Genomic DNA, 13,558 nt, shown 5'->3' on the forward strand with positions numbered 1-13,558 from the left:
TCATAAACCTGCTTTTAACCGTCCGCAGAAGGATTTTCACCTAAATTGGAAAATCCCATTTAGGTGCGGTTTCTATTCTGCCGGTTTATCGGTTTATTACATATCCTGCCTGTATGGGATTTGCCAATACTGGATTTTCAGAGACTGGAAAACCTGACGTTCCAGACACCCCTGTCCCTCTCTTTCAGACGCTGGATTTCCAGACCTTTCTGGCAGCCCATATTTAGACGGAAATAAAAGAAAAGAAGTTAATAACAAAATAGTCAATATCAATCAAATCAATCTAAGGGGATGGATTGATGGAAGGGAGTGTGCTATGCAAAAACATTTTTTGATACCTTACAAGGAGGACAGCGGCGTACCGCCCTATCTGCCCTATCTGCCCTTTCCACGTTTTCTGATACCATTGGATTTATCCAATGATGCAAAGGTTCTGTACGCCCTGCTCTTTGACCGGGCAGGCATTTCCAGGGAGAACGGCTACATAGACCCGAACGGCCGGATCCGTCTTTATTTTACGGTGGAAGAAGCAAAGGAAAAACTGCACCGTAGCCGCCAGGTGGTGACAAGGGCTTTTCAGGAACTGGAGCGCAGCGGCCTGATTGTCCGCTGGAAACAAGGGCTTGGCCGTCCGGCGGTCATTACGCTGAATATTTTGCCTGCAAGGAAGGAGGGAGATGCGATTGTGTAAACCTGCAGATATGAACGAACTTCCTAAATATTTGAAGCCGGAAATTGCCGAGCGGGTGGCGGAGCATTTCAAGAACGGCATCTTTGAGTTTGAATTCAGCAGGGAAGAACTAATTGAAATTGAAGGAAACACTGTCTACCATACGATTCCCCATTATGCGGAGGAAGGGGCGGAAAGCGTGCTGGATAAGCTGCGCCGCATCATGGCCGGGAATTTGGAGGAAACAGAATGAAACCTGCTGAAAAAAAGAAACAACGCGATATAATATAGGCAACCGTTTACCTGGCTGTTATCCCGGATTGCGGGAAGAAAGGAGCTACTATGAACCAGCAGCCAGATAAAATTACAGCTTTATACTGCCGTCTGAGCCAGGACGATGCGCTTGATGGAGAAAGCAATTCCATTACTAACCAAAAGGCTTTATTGTCCAAATATGCGGCAGAACACGCCTTTAGAAACACTATGTTTTTCGTGGACGACGGATTCTCAGGGACAAATTTTCAAAGGCCCGGGTTTTTGGAAATGATGAAATATGTGGAGGACTATTCAGTCTCCACCCTGATCGTCAAAGACCTGTCCCGTCTGGGCAGGGAATATTCCTATATGGGACGTTTACAGGATTTCATCTTTCCCGCTTATGATGTCCGCTTTATTGCCATCAATGATGATGTGGACAGCGCCAAGGGCGAGAATGATTTTGCTGTATTCAAGAATGTTTTTAATACCACCCTCTCATAAAGAATGACACTACACGCAGGACATAGCATCCCTGTTATCTCCGACAAAGCTGTTTTGTGCCGAATACCATATTAACGGTAGCGGCTACCAAAAATGACGGAGGGTAACACAATGAGTGAATTGAAACCGAGAATCCATGACGAGGCAAATGGCCTTGATTATGTCCTTGGCGGGGACTACTACATTCCGGCTATTGAATTGCCGGAGAGCGATGGCCGTCCCATCAGAAAGTGGGGGCGGATGCACAAGGCGTATCTGGAAGAAACAAACCCGCTTTTGTTCAATCACCTGATTTTGACGGACAAGCTACACACTTACCTCGCTGATTTGGACGAACAGGCGAGAGAACGCTATCTGCTCATCGTCCGCCAGATGGCTGAGAATGAGGGCGTAACCGAGGATTTGAAGCGTCAGTCGCAGTGGGAGTGGGCCGGAGCAATGAACAGCATCGTGAGCCGCGCCGAAGAAAGTATCAAAAGTGAACTGATTAACGCTTAATAGGCTCAAAGTCTCCGCAAATGCACCGATCTGAACATTTGATTGGGGTGATTTGTGATTAAGCAAACAGGGTGCTGTCTTCTGTTTATATTTTGAATATCGACACCCCATGCTACTATAATATTGAACTCCCTCCTCCAGAAAAAGCATCTTGAATTTAACACGTCTGTCGGTTTCAACAAAAATTCTTTGAGTTTTTGGGAAGGGTAATTGTTTTTTAGAGATGGCTGATATATAATTTAATTTGTGTAGGTGTGTCCTTGTAGATATTGTTTGCTAAGATGAGATGGCATTTGATAGTCCAAGAAAATGCTCTGCTATATAGATAAGAGAGTATGGCCCATGAATTATAAATGTTGCAGGCGGAAAATAGCAAACCGAGGAGAATACATTATGTTTGAAACCAAGAAAACTCTCATCGTTGTTTATAAGGATGAGTTGCTGATGAATCAGTTGAGAAAGATGGTAGAAACTCACGATGACAGTGAACAAAGGATTGTTGACACCAAAGCGGTTTCTATCAATATTGTTTCTTGGAAGGAAAAGGTATGGCTTGGAAACGAGAAAGCTGGGAATATCCAGGGAAAGATTCTCTTCCTTGGAGAAATAAAGGGCACAGATAACTTGATTCCTGTTCTTGATATTAAATTTGATGAATATGGTGTCAGATTTGGATGGGCAGGCAATCGAGCAGTTGTATATGTTGATCCGAAAGTGCTGACCGCTCGTAAGGACTACGATGCATTTTTGGAGAAACTCTTTGCGCTACGTATCCCTGATTTGCTTAAAGCTACAAAAGAAAGTATTTCAGTTGTGGAATCTGAATCTCCAGTTGAGGATGCTCCAGAGCATTCAGATAGCGAGGCTATTGAAGCTGACGAGAAAAACCACAAAAAGGCCGATATCTTCAAAGGTGTCAAGAAAGCAATTTCAACGGGAACAGATGTCATCGGAAAAGCGAGAACACAGGTTACGTCTAAGTCCGAGGAAGTTTTCAGAAACAAGTCGTTGATGAAGCGACAGATGCTTTTTTATGGTGTGGTCAGTTTCTACAATGATGGACTCGAAAAGTTTATGAATATGTGAGGTAATAGCCTATGCAGTCAAAAACTGAAATGCAGCAGGGCTGGGAATTTGCCACAGAAATAATGGGTGCAGATATTGCTGCCCGTATGGGACAGGAATATGTAAGCGCAGTTGAGGCGGCAATTAAGCAGCTTGAAGAAAACATAAATAATCACAAATACAGAAATCTTGGAATCGGGCAACTACAAGGTTATATGCTTGAGGAATGGGGAGCCGGAACATTCAATGTAGATGCGGTTGCCGCTGATTCAGCAGACCGAGCCGCTGTGCTACATAGCACATTGAAAGACTCTGTTGATATCCAATTAGATTCAGGTGAGCTTTATAGCGCAAAGTCTTATGTTACAGCTGAAAAAACTGCAAAGGCACAGGCCAGACTTAGCCCGGAGTCCGGTCAGGCAAGCTATCATGATCAAGGCAGGTTCGTTCCTTCTGATCAGCTTTCTGACGCCAAAGTGACTGCCCATCGGGAAGCATTGAGAAATCAATCTATTCGCTCCGATATCTCTGATGCATATGCTGAAACCGAATCCAAACTGACAGATACAATAAAAAACGCCGAGGGTGTAAGTTCCAAAGGCGCATCAAGAAAAGAATTAGAGGACATTGCCCATGAAAGCAAGGAGCAGAAGTTTAGGGCGAAAGAACATGGTGTAACCACGGATAGTGCAGTCAATACAGAATATCTGTTGAGACAGGCATTGAAAGCCGGATACACTACTGCGGCGATTACTGTTGCTGTTCAGCTTGCCCCTGAAATTTATAAGGCCATAGATTTCCTCGTCAAGCATGGGGAGATTGATATTCAGCAGATTAAAAGAGTGGGTACAAAGGGAATCTCTGCTGGAGCAGAAGGTTTTCTTCGTGGCTCGATATCATCTTCTCTGCTGATAATGTGTGAAAAGGGAGCTCTTGGCGAGGCATTTAAAGGTATCAATCCCACTATTCTTGGTACAGTTGTTGCTTTGGTCATGCAGACTGTAAAGAACAGCATTCTTGTTGCTGCCGGAAAGATAAGCACACAGCATATGGGAGCAGCTTTTGTGGATACCATGGTTATCTCCAGCGGTTATTTACTTGGCGCACATATCGGTGGCATTATTGGTCAGTCTCTTGGCTTTGAACTCCCTGTTGTTGGGTATCTGCTTGGCAGTCTACTTGGCACATCGTTTTGTGTGATTTACAATATTGGGAAGAAAAAACTGATTTCCTTTTGCGTTGATACCGGTTTTACTTGCTTTGGTCTTGTTGAACAAAACTATGAACTGCCAAATGAAGTTTTAAATGATCTTGGTGTAGAAATTGCTCCGATTTCACGGACACAAATCGAAAGAATAGATGTTCTAAGGTCGGAGACAGCGATTACAGCAATTGATAAAGCAGAATACGAAACTATAGATATTACCGTATTACGGCGCGGAGTGATTGGTGTAAATAGGATTGGATACATACCATCATAGTTATGTCAAATTTGAAAGACGACCGCTACCTTGCAAGCAGTGTATTTGTTCCCACAAATACTCAAAACAGACTTCTGGCGTAGCCGCCGGAAGTCCGTTTTTGCTTGTTGGTGGCACAGCCCCCAAACCCCTTTTCGCAGAATTTCATTCTGCGGCTACGCACCGTTCCGGCGCTTTTTACTCCCGCCTCCGGCGGAGATTTTTTGAAAACGGCGAGGCTGGCTTACCAGCATGATCGCAAACTGCCCCATAAAGGGAAACGGCATTTTTTCAAAAATCCGTCAGGCTCGCAGAGCCGTAGCCAGCGTGAAACGCTGTTCAAAGGGTTTGGGATGCTTCCCAACAAGCAAAACCTGAGGTTTCCGGCATCGCCAGGAACCGCAGGTTTTGAGCGTTTGTATATACAAACGCCTTGCTTGCCCAGTATAGCGCATGGCTGTTGTTTTCGCCTACCCTCGACAAAATTTTCCCAAAGGCATTGACGGGAACATCCGTTTGTGCTACCATAATGGGGAACTGAATACTGCACATATTTTTCACGCAGATACATAGACCGAACCACAGCGTTTTCGCTGGGGGCGGTTTTGTTGTATCTGCGTTTTTTGTTTTTGAAAGGAGGCCAGACAATGGAGAAAATCAAAACGGGAGCGGTCAGGCGTGGGCGGGGCAGGCCGAAGCTGGATGCCCACATCACCGAGGAATACGCCCCCAGCAGGCGGCAAGCATTGAACAAGATGTATATGTACGAGGGCGTCCACCTGTTATCAGTAGCGGCTACCGAAATTCAAAACAGCGAGGTTTTATGGCAGGAGGACAGAACAGCTGTCACTGTGAAATCCCGTGACGGCATCCTGGAGCAGCTCGGCAGAATGGCCGTGCAGGACAAGCTGGGTCGTGCCGATTGCGTCTATCTTGCCAACCTCGCCATCGCCGCTGTTCAAGCCGGATATACCACACGGGAGGTGGAGGTTGCCCTGCGGGAAATCCGAATGGCGGCGAAGTCCAGCATGAAAAATCCAGACAATGAGGCACTTTATTGTGCGCTGGGCAACACCGTGGACATTCTGCGGAGGATGGGAGGTGTCGCATGAAAACGGAAAAACGGCCAGTAGAAATCACAGTGGCGGGGGAACTCCCCGGCTTTGAATACGGCGAGTGTCGGGGCGTATTTTTAAACTTGGGGCTTGATGTGGAAATGGACGGAGTGACCTATCACCTGTCCAGCAGCTTTGCGGAAAAAGCGGAAATGGGCGAGGTCATTGACACAACAGAACTTGAGCGGAACGGGCGGCGGACAGCGTAAAAACTTTTGATGTCCGTCAGAAAACTATTGCTTTACAGTGCTAAAGCGGCTATAATGGGAGCAGGTAACAGATGCTATGTTCCTGCGTCCAAGGAGGTAAAAAACAAGATGCAGGAAAAATACAATGTCGGAATTTATTGCAGGCTCAGCCGGGACGATGAGAGAACCGGGGAGTCCGTGTCCATCGAAAATCAGAAAATCATGCTCAGCCGCTATGTGCAGGAGCAGGGCTGGAACCTCTACGCCGCCTACTGCGATGACGGGGTCTCTGGGACAACCTTTGACCGGCCTATGTTCAACCAGATGATTGCCGATGCCAGGGCGGGGAAAATCAATCTGGTATTGTGCAAAGACCTCAGTCGTCTCGGCAGAGATTACATCGAGGCTGGCCGATATACGGACATCGTGTTCCCTTCGATGGGCTGCCGGTTTATCGCTCTCAACGATGGCGTGGACACCATTCACAAGAACAACGAGATGCTGGTGATTTTGAAAAATGTCATGAACGACCTCTATGCACGCGACACCAGCAGCAAAATCCGCGCCGTCAAGCAGTCCACATTTCGGACGGGAAAGTATGTCGGCTGCTACGCTCCTATCGGCTACCGAAAATCCGCAGAGGATAAGTACATCCTGGAAATCGACCCGGTGACCGCCCCTGTCGTTCTCCGCATTTTCGATATGCGCTTGCAGGGGGACAGCTTTCGGAAGATCGCCCGGACACTGAATGAGGAGGGCGTACCCTCCCCCCGTGGCTTCTACTACATGGCGGAGGGCAGGCCGAACCTGCGGGGCGAGACGCCCTACTGGAACGATGTGACGGTCAAGACCATTCTGCGGAATGAGGTCTACCTCGGCCACATGGTGCAGAACAAGACCGGCACAGTCTCCTACAAGGTTCACAAGCAGGTCAGAAAGCCGAAAGAGGACTGGATCAAGGTGGAGCATACCCACGAACCGCTTGTCTCTCAGGAAGTCTGGGACGCCGTTCAGAGGCTGGACAACCACCCCTCCAAAGGGCGCTCCGGCAGCGATGGGGTGATTTCCCTGTTCGCTGGAGTCCTCTACTGTGCGGACTGCGGTTCGTCTATGAGGGTTTTGAAGGACTACAAGAGCCGGAAACGCCACGCCGATGGACATCTTGGCAGCTACATGGCGTATATGTGCAACCGCTACGGATGCGGGGGCAGGGCGGCTTGTTCGTCTCACATCATCAACTGCAAGGTGCTGACGAAGCTGCTCCTGCTGGACATCCACGCCAAGGCGATGCTGGCGCAGAACAGCCCTGCCGCCCTCAAGGAGAAAATCCTCGCCCAGAAGAACGCCGCCAGTCTGGAGCAGACGAAGGCACTCAGGGCAACGCTGGTAGCGGTGGACAAGCGACTGGCGGAACTGGAAAAGCTGGTGGTGTCGGCCTACGAGGACAAGGTAAAGGGCGTTATGCCGGAGGCCCTGTGCGTCCAGCTGATGAACCGCTATGAGGACGAACGCCGCAGCAAGTTGGAACAGCGGACGCAGCTCACCGCCCAACTGGAGGCCACGCAGGAGGATGAGCAGGCCACCGACGAATGGCTGGCCGTCATCAGGGATTATGCCCAGCTTGAGGAACTTGACCGCCCTACGCTTCTGCGGCTGGTGAAACGCATCGAGGTGGGCGAGAAGTACGAAATCGCCGGGGAAACCCACCGGGACATCAAAATCTACTACAACTTTGTCGGGTATGTGGAACTCTGAAATCTGTACTTCTTTATGCGAGGTTATCTAAATAGTGGTACGCTTTTCTTGAAAGAATTTGTTAGAAGTAGTAATATAAAAATACTTAGATATATTTGGGAGGAGGAAAAGAAAGTGAATCGCATCACAGAAATAACAAAACGTGACATTTTGGATTTATTTAAAAATGTATTGGAAATAGATGATTTTTTTGCAACTAGAACTGTTCCGTATCCCTATTTTGGTAGGCTTGAAGAATTAGACTTCCTTAAAAGGTTATATAAGTTGAAAGATATGCCAAGCAATGATTCAAGATATGAAAATGCAGAACAGGATATTTGGCAACATACAGTTAATAACGATGATTATCCTGATTGTTGGGTTTTTGAAGATGAAAGATTTTATTTGCAAAATGGTGATGATGAAACATATTTGAAATTTCTATGTGAGGTGTTCCATCCTGCTGTCAGATATGAAAAAGGCTACTGGAAAGAGTTTCTAACAGAAATCAATAAATTACTGCAAAATGATGGATATGAGCTTTATCCTGCGGAAAAGATATCTAATCGTGATGTTTATAAGTGGAGAATATATCAGCGAGGAGAATGTGCATTGTTCGTTCCATATTCGCAAAGGAATGCTAAAGATATAAAAGAAAAAAGGATAGCTTTGTCTATAAACCGAAAAGCAAGAAATCAAATTTATCAATTTTTGGAGCGATGTAATGTTGAATATCAAGCAACCGATGATACAGGATGGAATTATAGTACAAATATAGCGGCAGATGTTTTTTATGACATACAGTAGTTTTATGTACCAAAGTGCTTTAATAGCCAAAAGGAATATGTTGAAACTGATAATTTGCAAGATTTTATAATCTCTAATTCACCATTTTGTGTATTGGATGCAATAGAGCTTTTTGCCAGACATAGTATGTTGGATGACTTTGAAGCCCAAATTAACACAATACTAAAATTGAATGATATTACGTTTCAGCTTAGCAATGGGAAAATAGCAAATTCATTTGATGTTCAAATAACTCATAGCTCATTGGGAACAGTGGAAGAAGCTGGATTGAAAGAATTGTTGCAAGAGGCATCTAAATATTATGATGCAAACAATATGCAAATTGCAGTAGAAAAACTTTGGGATGCGTTTGAAAGATTAAAAACGTATTATTGTTCTCCAACCATAGACAAGAAGAAATCTGTAAATAGGATTGTAAAGGATATGGGAAATGACCAACAGGCGTTTATGGAATTGTTTGATAGAGAATTTCATGAACTTACATCTCTTGGAAATGATTTTAGGATTAGACACCATGAAACAACAAAGGTTGATATTCAAGATAAAAGGCACTTTGAATATTTTTATAAAAGATGTCTGACGTTAATTTCAACAGCGATTGAGTATTTAGATGGAAGATATTTATAAAACTAAGAAATCAAGTTCCCTTTATAGTTTTGTATAAGAGTGGATTTGTGCTTATAATAAAGCTGCAAGGAGGTTGATGTCCTATGAGAGAAAAGAAAAATCATTTGTATGTGGATAGCCAAGAAAGAACATTGCTTTTACATAGTCTTGTGGAGCTGAAAAATCAGCATATACAGCAGGGCAGATATACGGACTGCGTTGACGAGTTAATTTTTAAAGTTGTAAACGCACCGATTAAGAGAATGAAAATTGAATATGTCTAAGGCACATCATTATGAAGCCGCTTATTCTTATTTGCTTTTAAGAGTAAGCGGCTTTTTTGCGTTTTCTGGTACTGTTACATAGCCACCTTGACATAGTGGCTAAATCTATGCGAAAGGAGGACGCACCTATGTCAAATTGCAAAGTAATCGCTCTGACAAACCAGAAAGGCGGTGTCGGAAAGACCACCACGGCGGTAAATCTGGGTGTCAGTCTAGCACAGCAGGGTAAAAAAGTCCTGCTGATTGATGCCGATGCACAGGCAAATTTAACCATGTCGTTCGGTTACAGCCGACCAAACGACTTCCGTGGTTAAAGGATAAATGTACCGCATACCCATTGAGCAGTAGCCGGGAAGCCTTGATTTACGGGGGTTCTGTATTTTCTAAAGCGTGACATTTCCCCCTCTGTTTCCGCTTGCGCTGTGCGGCTCGGATTCTTTTCATGCGTCCGGCGCAATCCGGGCAGTATTTCACCCTATTGGATTTTGGGAGAAACTGACCGCCGCACTCGGTACAGCGTTTCAGTTCTGCCCGGTGCAAAAGGGCGGCTTCCAGTTTCCAGTCAAGGGGAAGTACGGCAGAGGTAAACCAGCGGCAGAGAAGCGAATAGCTGATACTCTGCACACATACGCAGCCGCCCCAGTCCAGCACAATGCAGTTGCCGTTATCGTAGTTGCAGCACTCATGCACAAGGCGGCGGGCGGCTCTGTACTGTGGGTAGTCCATGTAGGGGCGTTTACCGTTCATTTTCCTGCCCCTTTCCACGCTCCGGCTTGCGTCTTAAAATCTGTTCAATGTTGCCCTTTACAGTCTACAATTCTTTTGTTTTCTCCCTCTTTTCCCGGTACTCGTTGTAAAGGCTGTTCTTCTCCCTCATAAGCTGCTCAATCTCCGCTTGTAATGTCTTGGACGCTGGCAGCTTTGGGGTGGCAACCCCAACAAGATTCCCATAGGACAAAATGAGCCGGTAGGCGAAATTTGGTACTGTGGTAGAATCTTGCTCTTAGTAACTGACGAATTCCGCTGTGCTGGCTTTCGCCGTTTTCCCCCGGCTTGCGTGGCGTGGATTGAGCCAATTTTGCGGCGGTATTTTCCCATACAGTAAAGCCGGAAATAAGCAAAATGGGCGCAAAAAAACAGGAAACCTTTTTCCTTGATTTCCTGTTTCGTACCTTCGCCAATAGCGGCGGTTATCCTGTTGTTATTCCCCGGAAGTAAACTTGTAGCCTATGCCTAAAACGGTCTTTATGTAAGTGGGGCGGCGGCTGTCCGGCTCTATCTTTTTCCGTAGATTGCATATCACATTTGCCACGTTTGACTGGCAGCTTTCGCTTTCCATACTCCACACGGATTCAAAAATTTGCGCCTTTGTAAATACCCGCCCCGGACTGGCGGCAAGGTAGCAGAGTGCGCCGTATTCCAAACGGGTGAGATAGATGTCTGCACCGTCTTTCAGTACCCGGCGTTGGTGTAATCTGATTTCCAATCCCGGAAAAACCAGTGTGGGGGAATGGGGCGGCTGTATGGCTTCCAGTGGTATCATATCGGCAAGGGCAGCTATGGCTTTCTCAGCCGCTTTTTCCTCGGTATCATTGAATATCAGCATGGCTATTTTCCCGACAAACCTCACCTCCTGTCATGCCGCCTTTTTCAGTCAAAGCGGAACTGGAACAGGGCAGTAATGAGCCGCCGTTTTATGCTGTCCTCGGTGTCTTTGTTGATGTACCCGTTTTCAAGGGCGGCAAAGCGGATTCTCTTGCTGTAATGCCGTAAAACCTCGTCCACGGCTTCCGGCTCGCCGCTGGTTGCCCGGATAATGGTTTCATACGGTATAAGTTTAGGATTCCCCATGTAAAAGCACCTCCATTTCCTCCTGCAACATCTGTAATGCGCTGTGGATATAATGCCATGCCGTACTCTTGCATTGCCCGTATAAATCCGCGATTTCCTGCTGTGTGTAATTCCCGAAAAAGTAAAGGTAAATGATTTCCCTCTTTTTCTCCGGCAATGATAACAGGGCGGCGGCAAGCTCCCCATTGGTGAGGATAATTGTCTCACCGCATATCGTAACGGGGTATTGTTCGTAAGGTGATTTGAGAAATTCGTCTGATGTGCTTAGAGGGTAGAACTTTTCTTCTGTGAGGTATTCAAAGGATATTTCTCTTTGCCGCCGCCTGTTCCTGTCGCGCCATGCGTTGATAGCGGCATAGCGTATGACGACTTTGCAGAAACCGTTGAAAGAATACATGATGTGTTCCTTGTATGCTTCTGTGCAATCCATAGAAATTTCCCCCTTTCTCCCACATGGGGTGCTGCATGGTTTACAGTTGCATTTATAAATCAGAGGGCGGCAGCATTGAACTGTCGCCACTTCTGTTGCATTATTTACTTTTTTCTTTTGTTGAATTTTTCTTTTGCAAAATCATAAGATTCTTGTATCATTGCCTTGAAATCCTCAAAGGTCTTATCAGAGGGATTTAAAACACATGCCCAGCTCATCCATGCGTAGACAGGGTGGGGAATAATGGTATCTAAAATGGTAAAATCATAATCCATTTTTACGATTTTTCCAGCAGGCGGACGCTCTGGAATATACCCAAATTTTTTAATAAAGGTCTGTTTCCTTAAACCGACATTCACACGATATACATTATCACGGTTCAACATAGAGCCTTTATCATTATCACCGTCTTTTTCTTTAACAGTTAAAACATATACTCCCCGTTTCAAAACTCCGTTTGGATTATAAAAAATCCCTCGTTCTCCCCAACTTTCTACCAATACAACATCTTTCAAATTAGACTGGCAGTAGGAAAGAATATCGTTTGGTGTCATGCCATTTCCTCCAAATGGAACATCATTGTTCCCTCGTCTGCTAAAGCAGAACAATACTCCTGAAATTCCGTAACCTGCGGCAACTTTTCCAAAGCACCCTGTGCTGCCTCCATTGATGCCCACCAAATCATTTCAACCCATTTATCCTGCTTTAAATCCTTTGTTAATGACCGTTTTACAAATCCGGCAATATCTTTTTCAAGCACCTCATTCAATTTGTGATACATTCGTAAAAAATGTTCCTCGGTCACTTCTTGGTTTGTCTGAAAAATAACCATTTCAATCACGTTTTTATTCATAACATCTTGTCCTTTCGTTTGAGTATCATATTGCATTTGGTACATAGATAGTCTATCATGGAATAGTGACAACGGCTGTCACCATTCGGAAAGGAGTTTTTAAAAATGTCAAAAGCAGAACGGCTTATTGAAATGATGATAACGATAAATGCCAAAAAGGATTTTACAGTAGGCGAATTAGCAAAAGAATTTTCTGTGTCAAAGCGAACAATACTCCGTGATTTGCAAGAATTAGAACAGGCTGGATTCCCCCTTTATTCCGAAGTCGGTGCTGCTGGCGGGTATCACATCTTGAAAGAGCGCATTTTGCCGCCTATCACTTTTTCAGAGAATGAAGCCAAAGCTATATTCTTTGCCTGTCAAGCCTTGAAATTCTATCACGATTTACCTTTTGAACAGGAAACAATATCTGTTTTGAAAAAATTTTTGAACTATCTGCCCTTAGATATACAAAGCAGTATTACACAAATTCAAAATAGTGTAGTATTTTGGATTCCAGACAGGCATTGCGATTCACCACTACTTAAACCAATGTTTCATATTGTCGTTAATCACCATTCAGCAACAATACAGTATTCATCAACACATTCTGAAAGTATACGCACAATTATACCGATTGGGCTATATGCTATGAATGGGCTTTGGTATTGCCCTGCATATTGCACCGTTGCTAATCAAATCAGAGAGTTCCGTATTGACCGTATAAAGGAAATAATAGAGGAAAAACCATATCCTAAAGGGAAATTTCCTGTTCCTGCGTCCATTCAAGAATATCTCGAAAGGTTAGAAATCGGAAATGATTACCACATAAAAATTAAGCTAACAGATATAGGTGTTAAACGCTGCGAAACTGAATTTTTACTGGCAAGGGGATTAAAAACATTCCCAACAGGCGGTGGTATAATCGACATGAAAATACGTCATGCAACTTTGGATTGGGTTGCCAATTACTTCCTGTCATTTGGAAACAACGCAACTGTCTTAGAACCACCAGAACTTGTGGCGCTAATAAAACAAAAGATATACGAATTACATCAGCATTATTGTAGGTAATATTGATGTATGAATGAGAGGGATTCCGTAGTAGTCGGCATTGCTGGTAATGTGTATAACTGGCTGTCTTATGGAATTGTGGGTAACTCTGTTTGCAGGACGTGGGAAAGCTGCTCTTTGCTTTTCCATGTGCTGTGAACAGAGTTATCCATGATTCCATAGCCTGTTATGCACATTTCCACAAT

The 13,558-nt window shown here is 44.9% G+C and carries 18 protein-coding genes and 2 pseudogenes; 14 read left to right on the forward strand and 6 right to left on the reverse strand.

Annotated features, from left to right (window positions below; translation table 11 throughout):
• Positions 1–316: 316 nt before the first annotated feature.
• The 13 genes and pseudogenes from U8U68_RS10715 to U8U68_RS10770 all read left to right on the forward strand — a co-directional run.
• Positions 317–691 (forward strand): replication initiator protein A, encoded by a 375-nt coding sequence (locus U8U68_RS10715; protein WP_322200804.1) that lies wholly within the window; start codon positions 317–319, stop codon positions 689–691.
• On the forward strand, positions 678–923 hold the full coding sequence (locus tag U8U68_RS10720) for a hypothetical protein (protein WP_066534767.1): 246 nt from the start codon (positions 678–680) through the stop codon (positions 921–923). The genes U8U68_RS10715 and U8U68_RS10720 overlap by 14 nt, the downstream gene beginning before the upstream one ends.
• Positions 924–1,012: 89 nt before the next feature.
• Positions 1,013–1,414, forward strand: a pseudogene (locus U8U68_RS10725) (recombinase family protein); the annotation flags it as partial.
• A gap of 126 nt (positions 1,415–1,540) precedes the next feature.
• Positions 1,541–1,927, forward strand: a complete 387-nt coding sequence (locus U8U68_RS10730) for a TnpV protein (RefSeq protein ID WP_322200805.1) — start codon at positions 1,541–1,543, stop codon at positions 1,925–1,927.
• Between the two features lie 393 nt (positions 1,928–2,320).
• Complete coding sequence (locus U8U68_RS10735; protein WP_322200806.1) at positions 2,321–3,013, forward strand: hypothetical protein; 693 nt, start codon at positions 2,321–2,323, stop codon at positions 3,011–3,013.
• A gap of 11 nt (positions 3,014–3,024) precedes the next feature.
• Positions 3,025–4,473, forward strand: coding sequence for a hypothetical protein (locus tag U8U68_RS10740; RefSeq protein WP_322200807.1), 1,449 nt, complete (start codon positions 3,025–3,027; stop codon positions 4,471–4,473).
• A 626-nt stretch (positions 4,474–5,099) separates the two neighbouring features.
• Complete coding sequence (locus U8U68_RS10745) at positions 5,100–5,564, forward strand: hypothetical protein (RefSeq protein WP_322200808.1); 465 nt, start codon at positions 5,100–5,102, stop codon at positions 5,562–5,564.
• Positions 5,561–5,776 (forward strand): hypothetical protein, encoded by a 216-nt coding sequence (locus U8U68_RS10750; protein WP_322200809.1) that lies wholly within the window; start codon positions 5,561–5,563, stop codon positions 5,774–5,776. The genes U8U68_RS10745 and U8U68_RS10750 overlap by 4 nt, the downstream gene beginning before the upstream one ends.
• Before the next feature lie 108 nt (positions 5,777–5,884).
• Positions 5,885–7,510: a recombinase family protein gene (locus U8U68_RS10755; RefSeq protein WP_322200810.1), complete on the forward strand. Its 1,626-nt coding sequence runs from the start codon at positions 5,885–5,887 to the stop codon at positions 7,508–7,510.
• A gap of 114 nt (positions 7,511–7,624) precedes the next feature.
• On the forward strand, positions 7,625–8,296 hold the full coding sequence (locus U8U68_RS22365; protein WP_367575808.1) for an AbiJ-related protein: 672 nt from the start codon (positions 7,625–7,627) through the stop codon (positions 8,294–8,296).
• Positions 8,297–8,350: 54 nt separating this feature from the next.
• On the forward strand, positions 8,351–8,923 hold the full coding sequence (locus U8U68_RS22370) for a hypothetical protein (protein ID WP_367575809.1): 573 nt from the start codon (positions 8,351–8,353) through the stop codon (positions 8,921–8,923).
• A gap of 83 nt (positions 8,924–9,006) precedes the next feature.
• Positions 9,007–9,186, forward strand: coding sequence for a hypothetical protein (locus tag U8U68_RS10765; RefSeq protein ID WP_322200811.1), 180 nt, complete (start codon positions 9,007–9,009; stop codon positions 9,184–9,186).
• A 128-nt stretch (positions 9,187–9,314) separates the two neighbouring features.
• A pseudogene (locus tag U8U68_RS10770) lies at positions 9,315–9,488 on the forward strand (ParA family protein); the annotation flags it as partial.
• A 61-nt stretch (positions 9,489–9,549) separates the two neighbouring features.
• Here U8U68_RS10770 and U8U68_RS10775 read toward each other — a convergent pair.
• The 6 genes from U8U68_RS10775 to U8U68_RS10805 form a co-directional block, all read right to left on the reverse strand.
• Complete coding sequence (locus tag U8U68_RS10775; protein ID WP_322200812.1) at positions 9,550–9,933, reverse strand: cysteine-rich VLP protein; 384 nt, start codon at positions 9,931–9,933, stop codon at positions 9,550–9,552.
• Positions 9,934–10,387: 454 nt separating this feature from the next.
• Positions 10,388–10,792: a winged helix-turn-helix domain-containing protein gene (locus tag U8U68_RS10785; protein ID WP_322200813.1), complete on the reverse strand. Its 405-nt coding sequence runs from the start codon at positions 10,790–10,792 to the stop codon at positions 10,388–10,390.
• Positions 10,793–10,836: 44 nt separating this feature from the next.
• Positions 10,837–11,037, reverse strand: coding sequence for a helix-turn-helix domain-containing protein (locus U8U68_RS10790; protein WP_322200814.1), 201 nt, complete (start codon positions 11,035–11,037; stop codon positions 10,837–10,839).
• Positions 11,024–11,467 (reverse strand): RNA polymerase sigma factor, encoded by a 444-nt coding sequence (locus U8U68_RS10795; protein WP_322200815.1) that lies wholly within the window; start codon positions 11,465–11,467, stop codon positions 11,024–11,026. The genes U8U68_RS10790 and U8U68_RS10795 overlap by 14 nt, the downstream gene beginning before the upstream one ends.
• 104 nt (positions 11,468–11,571) lie before the next feature.
• Entirely contained in the window at positions 11,572–12,021 is a 450-nt protein-coding gene (locus tag U8U68_RS10800) for a DUF6194 family protein (RefSeq protein WP_159750876.1), read from the reverse strand.
• The gene (locus U8U68_RS10805; RefSeq protein ID WP_147413095.1) at positions 12,018–12,320 is read right to left on the reverse strand and encodes a hypothetical protein; all 303 of its coding nucleotides are present in this window, start codon (positions 12,318–12,320) and stop codon (positions 12,018–12,020) included. Before U8U68_RS10805 ends, U8U68_RS10800 begins: the two co-directional genes overlap by 4 nt.
• A gap of 105 nt (positions 12,321–12,425) precedes the next feature.
• Here U8U68_RS10805 and U8U68_RS10810 point away from each other — a divergent pair, with 105 nt between their 5' ends.
• The gene (locus U8U68_RS10810) at positions 12,426–13,373 is read left to right on the forward strand and encodes a helix-turn-helix transcriptional regulator (protein ID WP_322200816.1); all 948 of its coding nucleotides are present in this window, start codon (positions 12,426–12,428) and stop codon (positions 13,371–13,373) included.
• The last annotated feature ends 185 nt before the right edge of the window (positions 13,374–13,558 follow it).

Source organism: Acutalibacter intestini (assembly GCF_034334985.1).
Taxonomy (GTDB): Bacteria; Bacillota; Clostridia; order Oscillospirales; family Acutalibacteraceae; genus Acutalibacter; species Acutalibacter intestini.

Excerpts from the sequence above, each read along its gene's own strand:
- U8U68_RS10715 (WP_322200804.1), top strand. The coding sequence starts at position 317 with ATGCAAAAACATTTTTTGATACCTTACAAGGAGGACAGCGGCGTACCG.
- U8U68_RS10720 (WP_066534767.1), top strand. The coding sequence starts at position 678 with ATGCGATTGTGTAAACCTGCAGATATGAACGAACTTCCTAAATATTTG.
- U8U68_RS10730 (WP_322200805.1), top strand. The coding sequence starts at position 1,541 with ATGAGTGAATTGAAACCGAGAATCCATGACGAGGCAAATGGCCTTGAT.
- U8U68_RS10735 (WP_322200806.1), top strand. The coding sequence starts at position 2,321 with ATGTTTGAAACCAAGAAAACTCTCATCGTTGTTTATAAGGATGAGTTG.
- U8U68_RS10740 (WP_322200807.1), top strand. The coding sequence starts at position 3,025 with ATGCAGTCAAAAACTGAAATGCAGCAGGGCTGGGAATTTGCCACAGAA.
- U8U68_RS10745 (WP_322200808.1), top strand. The coding sequence starts at position 5,100 with ATGGAGAAAATCAAAACGGGAGCGGTCAGGCGTGGGCGGGGCAGGCCG.
- U8U68_RS10750 (WP_322200809.1), top strand. The coding sequence starts at position 5,561 with ATGAAAACGGAAAAACGGCCAGTAGAAATCACAGTGGCGGGGGAACTC.
- U8U68_RS10755 (WP_322200810.1), top strand. The coding sequence starts at position 5,885 with ATGCAGGAAAAATACAATGTCGGAATTTATTGCAGGCTCAGCCGGGAC.
- U8U68_RS10765 (WP_322200811.1), top strand. The coding sequence starts at position 9,007 with ATGAGAGAAAAGAAAAATCATTTGTATGTGGATAGCCAAGAAAGAACA.
- U8U68_RS10775 (WP_322200812.1), bottom strand. The coding sequence starts at position 9,933 with ATGAACGGTAAACGCCCCTACATGGACTACCCACAGTACAGAGCCGCC.
- U8U68_RS10785 (WP_322200813.1), bottom strand. The coding sequence starts at position 10,792 with ATGCTGATATTCAATGATACCGAGGAAAAAGCGGCTGAGAAAGCCATA.
- U8U68_RS10790 (WP_322200814.1), bottom strand. The coding sequence starts at position 11,037 with ATGGGGAATCCTAAACTTATACCGTATGAAACCATTATCCGGGCAACC.
- U8U68_RS10795 (WP_322200815.1), bottom strand. The coding sequence starts at position 11,467 with ATGGATTGCACAGAAGCATACAAGGAACACATCATGTATTCTTTCAAC.
- U8U68_RS10800 (WP_159750876.1), bottom strand. The coding sequence starts at position 12,021 with ATGACACCAAACGATATTCTTTCCTACTGCCAGTCTAATTTGAAAGAT.
- U8U68_RS10805 (WP_147413095.1), bottom strand. The coding sequence starts at position 12,320 with ATGAATAAAAACGTGATTGAAATGGTTATTTTTCAGACAAACCAAGAA.
- U8U68_RS10810 (WP_322200816.1), top strand. The coding sequence starts at position 12,426 with ATGTCAAAAGCAGAACGGCTTATTGAAATGATGATAACGATAAATGCC.